This window comes from Nocardia sp. NPDC047654, from assembly GCF_043205035.1.
Classification (GTDB): domain Bacteria; phylum Actinomycetota; class Actinomycetes; order Mycobacteriales; family Mycobacteriaceae; genus Nocardia.
In genome coordinates this window covers 77,425-92,591 of sequence record NZ_JBIDDF010000012.1, presented here as the reverse complement: position 1 = coordinate 92,591, position 15,167 = coordinate 77,425, and the positions used below count along the sequence as shown (strand labels likewise).

General features: G+C 67.6%; 1 protein-coding gene. It reads left to right on the top strand.

The window, feature by feature from the left end:
* The first annotated feature begins 1 nt into the window (after position 1).
* Positions 2–14,926, top strand: a complete 14,925-nt coding sequence (locus ACGF7Y_RS25905; protein WP_393237561.1) for a helix-turn-helix domain-containing protein — start codon at positions 2–4, stop codon at positions 14,924–14,926.
* Positions 14,927–15,167 lie beyond the last annotated feature (241 nt).

The window sequence follows — 15,167 nt, the reverse complement described above, 5'->3', positions numbered from 1 at the left end:
GGTGGACGGTTCGTGGTCGCTGAACCCGGTCGTGGAACTGCGCACATTGTTCGAGGGTTTGCCCACTCCGGTGCGGCGCCCGGTCGAACTGGGGGTTTTCGGGGGAGACCTGCCGCGCGCCGACGTGTCGGGGATGCGGTGGATGGCCGCGGAGCTGCGATCCAAGGCCGCCGCCATGAACGGTCACGCGGAGGACGCGGAGACGATACTGGCGCAGGAGGATTCGCTCGGAATGCTGGGCGACCGAGTGCGCGAGATATTGCATCTGCACCGCGAGGGCGCGGCCAGGCTGCGCGAGGAAGCGTTGGCCTTGGCCGATCAAGCGCATGCCGCCGCCAACGATGCGGAGAAAACGCTGTGCGTAATGTTCGCCTTCGGCATCGAGCTGGCCTGGCGCATCGTCGCGACGGTCTCGGCAGCCGCCGCGGCCGGCCCGGCCGGAGAGGTTGCCGCGGCTCCGGTGGTGGAGTCGATGCTGGTCGAGGGCCGGGGCAAAGTCGCGCTGATGCGCGCGGGCCTGGAGCAGGCCTACAAAGTGAGCGCGGCGACGACGGCGGCCCGACTCTCTGCGTTGGGCCCGTACCGGTTGGTTCTGGCCGTCGGCAAGGCCGCCGCGCTGCCCGCGGGGGTGGATCTCGGGGCGCAGCTTATGCAGGTCGCGTCCGGGGACCGGAACTCGACCGTCAAGGGCCCGAACGGGGAGAACCCGAGGGGTATCGATCTGAAGTCGATCGAAGCCGCAGCAGTGTCGGGCGCGGGGGGTGCGGTGGGCGGCATAGCCGCAGGCATGTTCGCGCCGAAGGTCTTTCCTCGTCTGGAGACCAGCCGCTCGGCGCTCGGGCTGATGCAGGGGGTCGCGGGCGCGGTGTCGGGTCTGGGTGCGGCGGCATTGATCACCGGCTGGCCGGAAAACTTCGAAGATGTTCTGGCGTCGCTGCTCAGCGGTGGACTCGGCGGAGTCGTCGATGTGCACGGTCGCGCCCACTCGGATCTCGGTTCCCCCCTCGGGAAAGTGGTCGACGGCAGCGGGGGCTACGTCTCTCCGGATCCTTCGACGGTGAGTCTCAGCAAGGATGCCGTGACGCGGCTGGCGGGGGCACCCCAGGGTGTGAAATCGCTGACGCCCGCCCCGCCTGTCGCGGTGGACAGCAAGGGCGGTTCCGCGCCGCAGCCCGTGAACTCGGCCTCGCCGGGCGACGCTATGGGCGCCGGAGAATCACAGCCCGAAGAGATCCCCGTCTCGTCGGGTCCGTCGGGAGCGACGGGTGATGGGCAGCATGAGCTGGACGAGGCGGGAGACCTGGCGCGTCGCCTCGCCGATTCGGGACCGGATGAGCGCACCCCGGGCTCGGCTGAACACGTGAGCGGTCAGGCGGGGGCGGACGCGCAACCGGGGGACTCCGATTCGCCTGCGGGGCAGGGCGAGCGGGCAGCGGCGGACCGTGCCGAGGATCGAGCGCCCGGTGTAGACCTCTCCGCCGGTGCCGATGATCCCTCCGGTGACGGCACGCAGGCCGACGGGGACGCGCAAGGCCGTGCTGGCGCTGCGCAGCCCCGTGCTGGCGATGGCGCGCATGGCGGCGGCGCGCAGACCGGTGGCACCGGCGAAGCGCGAACCGGGGACGGTGGGACAGCTGATGGTGGCGGCGCCCACGCCGGCAATGGGCAGGCGGGTGGCGGCGCGCACGGTGGTGGCAATGCACAGGCCGATGGTGGTGTCCACGGTGCTGGTGGTGCGCCGGCTGGAGGTGGTGTGGCTTCCGGTACGGCCCTGTCGGGCAGGGGCGGCGACCAGTCCGGTTGGCAACAGCAGCGATCGGCAGAGCATGGCGAGGAAGAAGCGGCCGCGGTCGGTGGCAGCCGGAGGGCCCGGGCTCCGGTCGGTGACGGTACGGCTGGGCACGAGCCTGCCCTCGCGCGGCCGGGATCGGCGAAGGTCGATTCGCGGGTGGAGGTGGGCGATGTATCCGGCCGCCATGGTGGGGGTGGCGAGGCCCCGGCCCGGGTTACGGCGCCGCAGCAGGCGGACCTACCGCCACGGGACGGGTCGTCTGTGGGGAACTCCGAGGATGCGGCCGCTGATGCTCGCCCGACCGGGTACGACGAACCCAGCCGCCCAGCGCAGGAGTTGGCACAGGAGCTGGTGGGGTTGCCTTCGGCGGATCCGGCGACGAAGCAGGACCTCGGCCCCGAGCAGCAGACGCAGTTCAAAGCCGCGGCGCAGAAGGCGCTGACACTGTACCGGCTGCGGCGCGAGGAGCTGGCCGGTGAGTCGTGGGAGCAGCGCAGACACGCGATGGAGCACGGCGATCGAGTGGAGTCGCTGCTGCGGTACATCGATGCGATGCGCGAGGGGACCGGGAAGACACCGCGGTGGAATCAGATCAAGGCGTTCCTGCTCGGCGAGCATGGGTTCATGCGTCAGATGGGCACAGGGCAGGGCAAGTCCATGGTCGGCGCGCTGGATACGTTGTGGCAGTTGTCGCGCGGTGAGCCGGTGGAGCAGGCGAGCGGTAAACCGGTGCGGGTGCATCATGTGATCACCACAACCGAGGTGCTGGCCAACGAGGGAGTCCGGGAATTCGCACCGATGCTGCGCAGTCTCGGGTACGAGGTAGCGCGCTGGGATCCACACGATCCGCCGGTCGAGCCGGAACGTCCGACCGTGTACTACATGACCTACGACGAGCGCGCGACCGCCGAGCTGTTCGACCGGCCGCCACCGGGGAAGACCGCGACCATCGATGAGGCGGACGCGGTGCTGGTGCACAACCAGACGGTGCATTATCAGTCCGAGGGGCCGCGGGAGATCGCCTCGGAGGTGGAGGCCGCGGGGGTGTACCGGGTGCGGGACTTCTTGAAAGCCGTCTTGCGCAGCAGGATCACGGCGTCGGAGGACCTGTCGGTGCATCTGGAACAGGCACTGCACGATGGGCCGTTGACGGCGGAGGAGGCGGGGGCGGTACGAGCGCTGTCGGCGGAGGAGGTCGGCGCGGCGCGGACGCTGTCGGCGCGGTCGCTGCGCGAGCAACCCGAGCAGTGCCTGGATACGGTGAACCGGTTGTGGGAAAGGTACGCCGGGCGGAACTTCACCGCTGAGGAAACCGAGATGGCTCGTGCTTTTCTCGACGTCAAAGCCGGTCGGCTGAAACTGAATCGGGATTTTCAGATCTTCGGAGCGGGTCTCGAGAAAAAGGTACAGATTCTCGACGAGTACGGCAAGCCGCGAAGCGATCCGAAGATCGGCACCGAGAGCAGGTGGTTCGGGGGCCGCCACAAAATGGTGGAGGCGATATTCGATGCTCCGGTGTATTCCGATGGGACGGGATCGAAACAGGTCACCGTGGAGGATGTCCTCGGCAGGTACGAAAAATTGCATCTGATGTCGGGGACGCTGGAGCGGACCGCGGCGGAGATCAAGGAGAATTTCCCGGTCGAGGGTGGCTTGGCGAAGGTGGAGGACTTCGGTCGTTCGAAGTTGGCAGGGGAGGAGGATCGGATATTCCTGACCGAGCCGGAGAAATTGCGTGACGCGGTGGGCCGGGTGCAGCAGTTGCAGGGCGAGGGGCGGCCGGTGCTGGTGATCTGCCCGTTCAACGATGTGGCTCGGAATTTCTCGCTGATGCTGACCAAGGCGGGCGTGGAACACAATGCGATCGACGCCCGGTGGTTCGCCGATCACCGCGACAACAATGCCGCCGAGGAACACCTGCTGTCGGTCAAGGACACCGCGGGCGCTCGGGGCGCGGTGACTGTCGGCACGGGGATGCTGGGCCGGGGTTTCGACGTGTCGATCAGCGACGAGGTCGACCAGCTGGGCGGGGTGCACGCGCACATGCTGGGGCGTTCGCCGACCAATCCGGACGAGGACCATCAGTGGTCGGCGCGCGCGGGCCGCAACGGCCGCAACGGCAGCTTCTGTTTCAACGTCGCCGCGTCCGACCGCCTCTACAGCGAGGCTCAGCATCACGGTGCGCGGGTCGCGGTCACCCACTATCGGGCCGCGGTGGCCAAGCACGCCGAGGCCACCGCCGAGTACACCGAAGCCACCCGTCAGGTGGGTAACACGGACGCTGCACAATCGGGGCAGGCCGTGCGGGCGGCGCGGACCAAGGTCGCGGCTGCTGCGGCCGATGTCGCCGCGGCCGAGCGGGAGATGCGCAGCTTGACGTCCCCCTTGCAGGACGACGCGGCCGACCGCACGTATCTGCAGCGTGTGATGCGCCGCGCCAACCAGGCCCACGCGCCCCCTGCCGCGAGAGATCTGGCTGCCACCTCGGCAATCTCGCCCCACAACACCGACGCCGCGAGCCTCCTGCACACCTGGCCGGGCACTGCCCATACCGCGGCGGATAGTTACCAGACCGGATCGGACACCCGCCACGTCGGGGCGGATGTGGACCGGGCCGCGATGGATGCTGTGCACACCGGCCATGACGCCTTCCAATCGCACCTGCGGGGGGACCGGTTCGGGCGGCTGACCGCGTGGCTGGGAATACCCGCATCGATCCAGGCGGCCGTGTTCGACACCGACGATGACGACGACCCGTTGAGCCGACTGCTGGAACGAGCAGGCGTCTCCTCCGCTGCTGTGGAAGCGCTGAACCAGCACCTCGACCACGCCCCGCCCACGGCGGTGATGCAGGCGGACGCCCTCACCGACGAGCAAGCGCTGAATCATCTGACGCCGCGGCGCAACCGGCTGGCCGCCGAACTCGGCTGGGATCCCGCCCAGGTCGCGGGCGCAGAAGGAGTGCGCCAGGTCGGCGCCGCCGTCGACACAGCCCGCGAAGAGCTGGCGGACCTGCTGGACCTTCCCGCCACCGAGGTGAACAGCGTCACTGCTCGCGACGAACTCGCCGGCGCGGTCGCCCGGATGCTCGGCCCCGGCGAAACCGCCGACGACCCGGTCACCGAACTCCTCGTTCTCGCCGCCTCCACCTACCTGGCCGTCAACGCCATGCTCGACCTCACCGTCGCTATCCACCAGCGCAGCCCGAAGAGCTGCGTCAACAACGGCGTGACGATGATGCGGGTGCTGTACCCCCACAACGAGCACGCGTACCACATGCCGGACGACATGCCACTGCGGGGCCACACCGAGGAGGACACGGAGCGCGCCTTCGGCGGTGCCTTCCGGACTTTCGGGTCGCTGGAGGAGGCCGCCGCCTCGCTGAAAGAGCGGCCCGGGGGTAGCCAGGCACTGGTCTACAAGTGGCTGAACAACGGGGAAGTCGAAAGCCACCTGGTGCTGCTGGTCAACGACAGTGTCCGGGCAGATGCCCCGAATCTGGTCGTCCTGGATATAGCGGCCGCCCTCGGAGAGGCTCCGATCACCCCCACGGATCTGGCCGAATCCCGTGCGCTGCTGAACAAAGCCGTCCCCTTTCAGCAGTGGCAACACAAACAACAGCCCTACATAGACCAGCTCGACCAAGCCGACCGCGACATCTTGGCAATAGAATTCGACCATACGGGCGAACCCCTCGCTCGCCTGACCACGCCGCAGCGTCCGGTCGTCTCCTCCCAGGAGCCGGGCTGGTCCCCACCATCGCAATGGTCGAGCCGCAGCCCACCATTTCGCCAGGGCCAGTTCGCACTGGCAGGCTATCGACCACCTGTTGATGGTGAGCCTCCGGACAACATCCGCGCGTCCACTCCCACCCCCGCGATCCGACGGGAACCCGACTTGTCGCGGTCGGGTCAACACGGTGTTCCCATCGGCAGCCTGCCACTATCGGACCCGGCCGCAGTCCGATCTCCGCTGCCCGACATCGGTGGGACAACGGCTGCCGACAGTGACCCTCCCGGACATCAGCCCACCGGACCGGACCCGTTCGCCGGTGATAACGGTAGCTATCCGGGGGAATCCACTCCGCGGCCCGGCGGCCCGGCACGAAGTGACTCGGCCGTGTCCTCACCGGACATGTCCCGACAGCGGGAGCGCGCAATGGTGGCGGAGCTGCTGGGCGATGGGAGCGTTCCACCGGGATTCATCGGCAGTCGGCCGCGGGAAGAGAACGCGTCCGGCGACGACGCGTCAGCCGGTCCCGACTTCCAGGACTTGGTGCTCGCAGGCAGGGCGTCCGGAGCAGCTGACCGCTCGCTGGTCGAGGATGCGCCGGGGGTGCGGGTCGAATCGGTGACCTTCGGCACCGGCACCCGCGTCTTCGCCGAGACGTACACCGACCCTATCGCAGCTCTCGAGCAGGTGCTGCAGCGGAAAGTCGCTGAGATCATGGACGCGCCGGTCGCGCGTACGTGCCTGATTCTGCAGGACGACACCGTCTATCGGGAGATCACTCCCGGGCAGCCGGGCGACAGCCTGCCGGCACTGGACCGCGAGATTCTCGGCTCGCGCATGGCCGGGCGACTCGGCCTTTTCGACGCGGTGACCAGGACGAACCGCGCTGCGCGGGAGTGGAGTGTGAGTTCGGACAACGAGGTGCGAGGCGGTCGCGCCCCGTCCGCGATCAACGCGACGCCGACAGGTGCGTTCGCCGCGATGTTCGTGCGGCCTATCGACGGCCGTGAGGTGTGGCAGCACCACGGCATTCCGAGGCCGGAGCTCTCGGCCATTCGGGAGCGGGTGGCGTACCTGCAATCGTGGATTTCGGATCTTCCGGTACCCAACGAGTACAAGCCCGCGCTGCATCACATACACGGCCGGTACATGGACGCGCTGGCGGAGGTCGAGTGGCGCGCCGCGCAAACCCCGGGCGAGATATCGCATCGCGCCGGGCTCGACGTCGAAGCGCAGGCCAAGGCGCGGCTGGTCGAGGCGTTCAACCTCGACTACCCGCACATCACGATCGTGGGGTTCGAACATCCGGATGTTCCCGCCCACGTTGTCGAGGAGATCCTCGGCGCGCTGGACGAGATGTTCACCAGGTTCCCGGGTCGCACCAACATCCGGGGACTATGGATCGATTACCTGGGTAACGAGAACGCCGGCGCCGCGTCCTTCGCCCAGCGCGACTCCGAAACCACGTTTCGAACCCTGGGGATACAGTTCAGCTTGCGCAATGCCAGCAGGCCGGCATGGACTGTCGAACGCGGTATCGAGATGCGGGAGCGCGGTTTCAATCCGATCGGTGACAGACCGTTCCACCACGATGCCGTCCACGAATTCGTCCACGCGATCGATGCGGTGGAGCTCCTGTCGGTAACCCTGCGGCAGGTGCTGAACGAGACCTGGTCCCGGCTCCACGAATTGGGCCTGATCCGAGAAACCGAGCAGACCTGGCTGGCCCGACTGCCCATGTACGCCTTCGTCGACGGAACAAAGGCGACGCTTCGTGAATACGAGGCCCTTGCCGTCGGGTTCGCCGAGGCGGACATCCACGGCGCGGCGGTCGGCACGCCGCAGTGGGTGATCCACCAGTACGTCTCCGCCGGTCGGCCACCGCAGATCACGCCGGACCTCGTCGTCGAGTCGCCGGCGCAGGGGAATCGACCGCCCTCGGCCGGCAACCACGGATTCATCGGCAGCCGTCCCCCGGAGCAGTCCGATCCGTCGTTGGACGCCTCGCGGGGCGCGTGGCTCAAGAGGTTGCGGCTCGAGCAGGGGATGAAGCAGAAGGACGTGGCGCAAGCGGCGGGCCTTTCCAATGCCGCGCTGTCCAATATCGAGAACGGGCGACGGACGTCACTCGGCACTTTTCAGCAGGTCTGCCGCGCGCTGGGGGTCGGGGGCGAGGCGCTGACCGAGGCCACTCGGCGGTTCTATCCGGATGTCGAGCTCGAAACCGATGCGGCTGCGCATGATTCGCCGGGTGGCTGGGTCGCCGGGCATCGTAATACCCAGGGCATGACGAAGGCGGACCTCGCACGCGCGGTCGGAGTGACGCCGACGCGGATCGGGGAAATCGAGAACGGGGACCGCCCGCCACCGAACCTCTTCTTCCGAATCGCTCGGGTATTGGGTGTGGGTGAGCAGGCGCTGGCGGAGGCTACACGTAGCCTCTATCCGGATCTTGTGCTCGATATCGATCCGACGGCGCACGATCCCGGCGCACCCGGTAACTGGATCGTGGCGTTGCGCCACCACCAGGACGCGACCCAGGCCGAGGTGGCGCGCACCGCGGGCACGTCGGCGGGATACCTCGCCGGAATCGAGGGCGGAGAATACATTCCGAGCTCGATCATCTTCCGGCGGATCTGCCGGGCTCTGGTCGCGCCGGAACACCTCAGCACCGCTACACACCATTTCTATCCGGATCTGGTGCTCGATCTCGATCCGACGGCGCACGATCCCGCGGCACCCGGCAGATGGTTCGTGGCGCTGCGGCACGACCGGGATATGACCAGGACCGAGCTCGCGAAAGCGATCGGGCCCGGCTGGGGGCATCTCGCCCATATAGAGACCGGGAATTATGTACCGAGGTTCGCGGTTTTCCGGCGAATCTGCGAGGTATTGGGGATCGATGACGTATCGCTCGCGGAAGCAGCCCGGCACTTCTATCCGCAGGTCGATCTCGATCTCGAACCGGCGGCACACGACCTCGGCGGGTGGATCACCGCGCTGCGTAACGACCGGGACATGAGCCGTGCCGAACTCGCCCGGGTGACCGGTCTGTCCACGAAGTACCTGGCACAGGTGGAGACCGAGAATCAGCGCCCGCGGTTCGAGACGTTCCGGCGGATCTGCCGGGCGCTGAGCGTCTCCGGTGGCCTGCTGATCCATGCGGTGCGGGATTTCTACCCGGATGTCACCGCCGATATCGATCCCGCTTCACACCGATCGCTGGGGCGTTGGATCGCGGCGCTACGTCACGACGAAGGGATATCGGCGGCCGAACTCGCGCAGCGAGCGCGGATGCCTCGCAAAACCGTATCCAGTATCGACAACGATCTCTATCTTCCGCGGCTGCGCACATTGCGGCAACTGTGTCGAGCGCAGGGCGTCGGTGGCGAGTTGTTGCTGGAAATCGTCGAGCGGTTCTATGCGGATCGCTACGAGCCGTCCGGCTATCGAGACGAAGAAGAACTGTTCAAACGGTATCTCGTGACTCGGGTGGGTTCGCCCGAAGAAAAGGCGGCTCAGGACAAGATCCTCGAGAGATTCGCGTGGGTTCCGGAGGCGGTGGCGCGTCGCGAACCCGCAGACATTCGTGACGAGGCCGTCCAGGCCGCTTGGGTCGGGATGCTGGGCGCGATGACCAACCACGTTCCGTCTGCCTCGTTCGCCGCCCATGCTTGGGCAAGTTGCCGCGCGGCGGTGTTCCGGTACCGTCTCGCGCTCCGATTCCCCGAACTCGACAACCGCACACGTAAGCTCGTGAGCACGGTGGAAGCGCAGATCCATCGGATGGTCTCCGAGGGCGCGGCGCTCGAGGACAGCGAAATCGCGCGACGAGCGGGATTGAAGGTGGCCGACGTCGGGCTGGCTCGGGAGATCCTGGCTCGGCCCATTCTGCGGCTGGACGCCCCGATCAGCGGCAACGACGGGTCACGGCACTGGACCGTAGCCGATCCGGTGCCCCAAGGGTTCGCCGACCGTGACTTCGCGATGACGGTCCGCGCCGCCTTGGCCGACATGGCCGACCCCGCCACTGCGGAGCGGCTGGTCATGCTTCATCTGGTCGAGGGCATGTCGCTGGTCCGCGCTGCCCAGCAGGTGGGGTTGCCGGTTGTTGCTGCGGGAGATGTTCTCGCCGATATGGTGGTCCGATTGCGCAGTGCGTTCGAGTATCGTGAACCCGCCGACGTCGTCGCCAGCGAGCAGCAGGCGAGGGCGGAGCCGGATCAGTCGCCGATTACATCGGCGCCGCGCGACGATTCCGAGCCAGGGGAGGGTACGACCAAGCCGGGCGGGTTCATCGGGAGCAGACCACCCGAACCGGGTGAGTCAGCACATGGGCAGGCTTCGGAGGAGACGCCGCGGACGACGCCCTGGTCGCGCGAGTTCATCGACGGACTATCGCTCACACCCAGCGAGACCGAAATTCTCGCTCATGTGCGAAAGGGCATTACGCACGCCGAGATTGCGATCATGCTCGATCTTTCCGAGCGTGAAGTGCGGGCGAAGCTGGCCAGTGTCCGCCGCAAGCTCAGAAATCAGCGGGTGCGGCTTGTGACGACGGGCCGTCTCGCCGACCCGTCCACGACATCCGAATCCGACCGTTTCCGAGCGGCCATGTACGCCGCCCTCGTCGGCGCCGACCAACCGGATCCGCGACAACTGATTGCCGAGGCGAGCCAAGAGCAGCTGGAACGCACTGTGCAAGAACTCGGTTCGGATCGTCGGAGAGCGCTACGCCAAGTCCGAGCGGGAGCACGCAGCCAGGTGATCCGCAACATGGCGCTCCTCGCGGCGCGTCGATCGGTGAGTGCGCTCGCGGCCGAACACAACCGGTCGCAGGCGGTGTTGGCCACCGCGCTGGCCGAGGCGAGTCCGGCCGACCTGCAGACCGCACTCGACGAACTCACCGCCGCCGAACGCCAACTCCTGATCAACCGGTTCGGACCGGTGGTATCACCTGCCACCTTCGATCCCGAGGACTCCGTGCGTGGCTTGCGCGCGGTCGATATCGTCCGACACGTCGCGACGCGGATCGCGACCCGCGCGGAAATGTCCACCGACGGCGAAACCGATTCGGACAGAAGCGAAGTCCAGCCCGGACAATACCTCGCGGAGAACGAACTTCTTACCGCGGTGCAGCACACGCATTCCGCGGCAGCCCAGACGTACACGACGAACGAATGTCTGGACGCGGTCGTGGAATGGATGGACCGGCAGGACCCGACGCAGGCGGATGCGGCCGTGACATACCGCTGGGGCTCGTTGCCCGTGGATCACGGTTTCGATGACGAACAGCGGCGACTGGCCGACGAGGCGCTGCGCGCGGGCGGTATCGACGACGCGGATAGGTTGCAGCGTTGGGGGCATCGCCTGTCGGCGGGTTCCGCACAACGCCGTGCGACCGAGAACGGCGAGTGGTGGGACGCGCTGAGCGACCCCGCCGAGCCCGGTGGGCTGAGCAGCACGCAACGGGCGCTCATCCAGGTCTACCCACACCAGATCGGTAACGCCGACGGCCTTCCCGCCGTGATCCGCGACCACGCAAACCGGCTGTCGATCCGCCGCGAGCTGGACGAGGTCGTCGCCCGCAGGCCGGTCGGCGTGGGAATGCTCGACTGGATCCGGACCGAACTCACTGCCGCCGAGAGGAAACAGTTCAGCAACCTGATCCATGTCCGAAATCACCTGCAACAGCTGGACCTGCAGGCCGCCGAGATACCGGGCAGTCCTCCGGTGCACCTGCTGTGCTACGACTCCACCGCTTTCCGCGGCAAGGGCAAGGTCGTCGCCGCGCTCGGCAATGTCGACACCGCGCACACGGTGAACTGGCATGTGCCCGGTACGAATACGACGTCTTCCTCGCTGGCCTACCAGTTCAAGCCACTGCGGAACCTGTATGCGGAGACGCTGCGCGTCGATCCGTCGCTGGAGCTGGCCTCGATCATCTGGATCGGATATGACGCGCCGACCGGGCCGGTGAACACCGGCTATGTGAAAGCCGCCTTCCGACGCCGCGCACGGGTCGGCGGGGACCGGTTGCTGTGTGACATCGCGGCGCTGCACGCCACCCGGCGTCGCGCCGGAACCGCCGCCCCCAGCAGGCTTGTCAACCGGCTCTACGGGCACAGCTACGGTTCGGTCACCACATGCTATGCCGGCCGCGGCGGCAGGCTCGCCGGTCTGGTCGGCTCGATCACCCTGTCGGGGTCACCGGGAGCTGGTCCGGTCCGGCACGCCGAGGAATTCGGCCTCGGCCCAGGCCAGGTTTATGTCCTCGCGTCGTGGCGCGACCCGGTAACCATGTTCGGAGCGGACGAGCCCGGCGCATGGAGCCGGTTCAACCCGCGGCTCGGCCTCGGCATGGACCCCGCGACCGAGGCATTCGGCGGCAAACGAATCGGCGCCGAGTTCCCCGACTCACCGGCCTTCGCCGGCGTCGAGGCCGTGCATCAGGGCTATCTGCACCACGACTCTGCGACCGGGCAGCCCAGCGAAGCACTGACCAACTCCGCGCAGATCACCGCCGGACGCGGCGCCACCCTGGCATCGGTGGATCGCCGTCGACCCGGCCGCAGGGTGATCCCGCGACCCATCGACTCCGAACACGGGCGATACGCCGACGGCAACAGCGATTCTCGGCACGGCAAGGGCGAGCCGAGCCCGGGCGGATACATCGGCAGCAAACCATCCGACAACTTCGATTCCACGGACGATCGGCGTCGGCGAGGATCTTCCAGTGCCGAATCGAACGACCCCGCCGCACAACGGAATCCTGCCGCGGAGACGGCGCATCGATCGACGTCAGACAAGGCGGTGCCGGGGGTCACGCCATGGTCGCGGGACCCGGGTAGCGCATCGCGGCAGGGGATGGGCCGCAGCAGCGGGAAGCCAGGTCCGGCAGTGCGCCGCGCGGCGGGTGGTGCCGAGCAATCATCCGATCCATCGTCGGACGATGACGGCCGTGCGGTTGGCCGGGAGCCGGTGGGCTCGCCGGGAGAGGTGAATGTACCGACGGAGTGGCTGCCGTCGGCGCATGTGCCCCGCACGGTCGTATCGCTGATCCGCGGGTTGTTGAAGGAGGGCCTGACGAGGGTGCTCGAAGACCCGTCGCTGGGACCCGCGATTATCACCGAGATCGGGCGGCGATTCGCGGAAACGGATGTGCCGCTGAAGATCGGTGGTACCAGCCGGCGGCTGGCGGAGTTGTTCCCACCGGATGAGCTTGCCTACCTGCGGTATTCGTTGGAGCGATCGATCGCCTCGGGATGCCTGCAGTACAAGTTGACCGAGACGGCGTTGCAGCAGATGATGCACCGTCCCGAGCGAGTTACGGCGGCACTCCGGTCGACGTATTCGCACGTCGAGCCGGGCTACATCGCGTCGTGGCTGGACGACGACTACGTGATGCACGGCCGGGACGGATACCCCCGCCACAGCGGCCGGCACGTGTTCATGCAGGCGGCGGTGGAGCACCTGACGGCGGTCTGGGAGCTGGTGGACGGGCTGGCATGGCAGGATCTCGCGGCGATCAAGGATGAACGCACCCGGGACCGGGCACCCATCCTGAATTCGATCCCGCCGCACCGCCGGGCCGAACTCGATCTGCCGGCCCACTCCGTCGACGAGTTCGACATACCGGGCAACAACACGGTGCTCAGCGCCGCGACCAACATGGGCAGCGTGCTCATCGTGCTGCGCGGGTATCTCGAAAGCCTCGCCGAGCATGCCGACATGATCGAGGGCTGGCCGTGGGCCGCCATCCAGCACGGCGTCCTGGAATTCGCCAGCCGCCTGAGTGTGATGGCCGGGGTCACGTTCACCACACTGGGAGACTTCACCGAGCCGCGCCACCCGCCGCGATTCGCCGTCGAATTCGACACCGCGAGCCGGACGATCACGTCGGTCGCGATCACCGGACCGGCGAAACAGGCACGCGCTGCCGACCGTGGGGGTGTGTGCCCGGGTTTCGTCACGTTCTACCCGGCCGGCGAAGCCGAGGTGTCCACCGATCAGCTCCGGCGGTCGCTGGCAGGAATAGATGTCGAGCCGCACCGCTCGAGCTCCGGCTCCAACATCGCCATGATGGTCGGCGGATTCCTGCTTCCGCTCCTGGGTCGCGACTATCCGCAACTTCGGCTCACCGGGCCCACACTGACCGACCTGATGACCGGGCAGTCCGTCCTCGACCCAGGTGAGCTCGGGCCGATTCCATTCCCGGTCGAGAGCCCGGTCACCGCACCGGCCCCGGGCGATGCGATGGGGACTGTGGAGCCTACCGTCGATTCCGTCGACGCGACCGAGCGGTGGCACGCTCTCCGCGTGTCGCTGGCCGAACTGATCGAGATAGACCCGGACGAAGTAGAGGCGGTGCCGCTGCAATGGGCGCTAAATCTGGCGCTGGATCGTTTGCAGGGTGCGGATTTCGAGCAGTGGCGGGATGCGGTTGACGCCGACTTGCCGGCCCGCCTGCTGCCTTGGGTCAGGGACACGATGCTGTGGAAGCGAGACGTCGCCACCGCGATGACACAGATGGCCCGGTTGGGACGACATGATCCGGCGGTCTGGGATCGCCTGCAGGGCAAGGCTGATCGGATCGAACAGGAGCTGACGGAGATGGTCGGCGGGGCGGATTCGGTGTCGGAATCGGCCGTGACCGATCCGGTCACCGAGCTCCGGCGGCTGGGTCGGCACACCGACGCCTCTCGGATTCTGACGCTACTCAACGCCGCTGAGTCGTTCCTGGTACTGGACGAGTTCGGGGTGGCCCCGCGGCCCGACCCGGATGTGGTGGCGCGATTGGCGCGTGCGGACCCGGCCATTGCCACCGCGCTGTTGGATGGCAGCCGTTCTCCTACGACCGACACGGACCATCGGGTGCTCACGGTGGCTTCGTGGCTGGGATATCCGGTCGGCGCCGAGACAAGCGCTCGAGCGCTCGGTGACTGGCGACCGGTGGTAGACCATTTCGTCGAGGATGAAGCACCCGCCGCCGGGGCAAGCGATAGCGCGCCCGATTCCGGAGCGAGTGGCTTGCCCGGTGCGGGCACAGGTGGTGCCACAGAGGCCGATCCGGCGCCGAAACCGGCGGCTGGGCAAGGTGAAAGCGATCGTCCACCAGGCCTCATCGGCAGCCGGCCACCGGAGGGATTCGAACCGATAGATTCTGCGCGGGATCGCCGATCACCGCGAGGGTCACGCAGGGGCAGCACCCCGCCTGAGGCGTACGTACCAGTCGATCCCGTACCCCCGCATCCGTGGCGGAGATCTCTCGGCGCCGACCATACCGGCCCGCTGCCGGATCCCTGCGCCGAGACGCCTCATCGACCGGCGGGAGCCACGCCGTGGTCGGGGAGCCCAGGCAACTCGCCTCACCAGCCGGCGACCGTGCACGACGACTCCTGAACCGTCACGGGCTTAGGGCCACCCCAGGGCGATAGCGGGGCGCTCAGGCCGCGTCGCGACTCGAGCCATGAGTTCGCGCGCATCACCGCCACGATCGTGGCGGACATCGGATCTGCTTCTCCACCAGTCGAGAAGGCGTCGAGCACGGGCTGTGTCCCGGTCATGACTGCGCAGGCGAAAATCGATCGCGCCTGCCGCGACTTGGCGGCTGGTCGTCAAGCCACAGCAAAACCTTTACGCA